Source organism: Psychrobacter sp. AOP7-B1-24 (assembly GCF_052376215.1).
In the GTDB taxonomy this organism is placed as follows: domain Bacteria; phylum Pseudomonadota; class Gammaproteobacteria; order Pseudomonadales; family Moraxellaceae; genus Psychrobacter.
In genome coordinates, this window is sequence record NZ_JBQSVL010000147.1 from 1 (window position 1) to 2,786 (window position 2,786).

General features: G+C 37.0%; 2 protein-coding genes. Both read right to left on the bottom strand.

Features of this window, described 5'->3' with window-relative positions; all coding sequences use genetic code 11:
* The coding region (locus ACT3QP_RS14545) for a LysM peptidoglycan-binding domain-containing protein (RefSeq protein ID WP_444525994.1) at nucleotides 1-2,168 on the bottom strand (2,168 nt) is incomplete at its 3' end.
* On the bottom strand, nucleotides 2,168-2,786 hold a 619-nt coding region (locus ACT3QP_RS14550), incomplete at its 5' end, for a DUF2345 domain-containing protein (RefSeq protein ID WP_444525995.1). The genes ACT3QP_RS14550 and ACT3QP_RS14545, both read right to left, overlap by 1 nt.

Consider the following 2,786-nt stretch of genomic DNA (forward strand, 5'->3'; position numbering starts at 1 on the left):
GGCATTTTGTTAATTAAATCTGGAGTTTTTACCGTATCAGGTGGTGTTCCTTTCCAATGGTTATTATAATTTTCCATAAAACCATTATATTTTTCGTAACCAGTAAGCTGTATAAGTCCTCTTCCTCTAAAGTTATACCCATCTTGTGGATGAGTCTTTTGTCTATTACCATTTAATCTTGAAAAATGCTTCTCTCCAATAGCTCTCTCATTTGCACGTCTAATAAAGTTATCATCTGCATCTTTTTCGTAGCCATCCTCGTAAGCTTCGTCTTTATGTTCCTTGTAATAAGTACTAAAACTAAGAAGTGCATCAGGGGAATAGTTCCAGCCCTCTGTTTTTCCCTTCATGTCATCTCCGACCTCTCCTTTTATTTGCGAAAAAAAATGTCGTTGTCTGATATAAGTATCTAGTTTAAATTCAGAAAGCTTGGCATTAACTTCTTTAACTACAGTGTTTCTATCAGACTGTGATGATTGGGGAAAAAGCTTCTTTAATTGCTCTGATGTAATATTGAGACCATTAGAACTGCTTTCAGGAACTTTAGAAATAACATCGATATCTTTGATATTTGCAACTAGCCCTTGAAGATGTAAATGATGATGATGTCTTACCCATGTTCCATCCGATAATTGAAATTTCTTATGTTCACAATGAGGTAATGTATAATCTTTCAATCCTAGTTCTGGTTTACTGTATCGTTCCGTATAATTATTTCTAGTCTGGCCAAATCCAAATATATATAGCGTCTCAACTAACTTAAGACTTCTTTCGTGACTGTAGATATCATCAAATACAGTAACAGCTAAAGCCTTAAAGTCTTTTCTCAAGTATCTCATATCACCTACCTCACCATTGATATGTGAAGAGCTAACCCCTGGGCCACCATTAGCATCACTAAACCCGTTAAACGAAATATCTATATACCCTAATCTACATAATGTACCTAGATAGGCTGCGAGAGCAACCCCAGTCAAATAATATCTTTTACCACCCTCTGAATTCTCATGTATTTTATATTGCACACTATCTTTTTTATAACTGAGAAAATCTCTAATATCGACTAAATATACTTTTCTATCTCCATCTTTTTTATTTTTTTTAATCCAGCGTTGACCTTTTACATAAGCAGATCTCCCAAGCTTATGCTTACCACCGCTTTCATCATAATAAATAAACGCAGCAAATTTTTCTGCTTGCCCATTAGCACGTTCTATACGCCCATCATGATATATATGATAAACAGTAGTATAACTATCATAAGTGATCTGTTCGGCAGGGTTGCCATTTTGATTGTTACCAGCCTTCTTTTTTATTTCTAGTGGTGGTTCATTGGTTTTGTTATTTGATGACTCAGTCTTGGCAGGACTCTTCTTATTTTTATTGTTAGTTTTAGATGATTCATCATCACCAAATACAGTGTCATACAACTGCTCCTTCGCCTCAAGTGTTCCTTTTATTATTTTTTGCTGCCCATCCTTGATAGCTTCTTCTGCTCTATCAATCATAGCGTCTGCTTCATCATGAATATCTTTAACACTATCCCAAGCTTTATCGTACCAGGGTTGCTCTGAATCTACAGGTTCACTACCCTTAGTTTTTGTAGCAGGCGGCTTCGTCGAAACTGATGGAGAAGGCTTATCTTCCGTTTCTTTGCCGACATCACCGATTTGAACTGGGACTTTTAACCAATGACCTGCGAATATCTTATGAATACTTTTTATTTTTGGATTCAAACGCTTTAATGTTGCAATGTCCGTGTTATGTTTTTTAGCAATACTTTCTAAGGTATCACCTGTAACTACTTTGTAATCTTTACGCTTGATACTACCTGCTTCGTTGCCATGTTTTTTTAGTTTTGAGTCAATTAAAACTGCACTGATTTTAGCCTTAATTTTAAGTCTATTTTCTTTAACTGGTGGTAACGATATATTTCCAGCTTTTTTAAAGTCTTTAGTTCCTATTTTTACATAAAGACAAAGCTTAGTATGGATAGGTTTAACAAACTCATAAGTTGCCCCTTTACTATTAGTTTTACCTTTAACGACGTGTTCCTCTTCCTCATTACTGTTAACTGCTGTGACCTTGTATTCAATATTTTTCAGAACTTTGCTTTGCGCATCAAGCAATACAAACCATGCAGTAAGCTTTTTTTGACTATTTGACATTATTCTTCATCCTCTAAAAAAGCGATATCTTCTGCGGGCGCATTACAAGCACATTCTGCGTCTGAGTATTCGAACTCTACTTCATCAATAGTCTCAGGCTCTTCATGTTCTGTATCAAATTCTACACTCCAGTTATCTAAGTATCCTACTAATACCTCAACTTCTTGAGACTCCATTGACATCAACCGACCAGTCCGTCCATGTTCATCTAACGTTCCTTCAACTATCTGACCATCACCTAACATTGCTACGTAATCAACCTCATCAAAATTTGCATTCACAAACAAATCATAAACATCGAGTTTATTACTAAACAGCGGAATAGTATCAGGCATCATCGGAAGCGAGTAATTGGCTTTTGCCCCCGCAACCATCTCTTTCTTCACCGCTTTAATCTTAACCGTGCCCGGGCAGACCAGCTTAATACCACTATCATCGATGGTAATAGAAGCTCCGCCTGACGTTTGTAGCTTAATCCGCTTCGGACTCGACACATTGACCTGTCCCGACTCACTACCGATTGTCATACTTTGCTGACTATGCAGTTGCAACTCACCGCCTTGTGCTTGTATCGCCACAGGTTTGGTATTGGCACTGATATGTAGCCCTGATAGACCC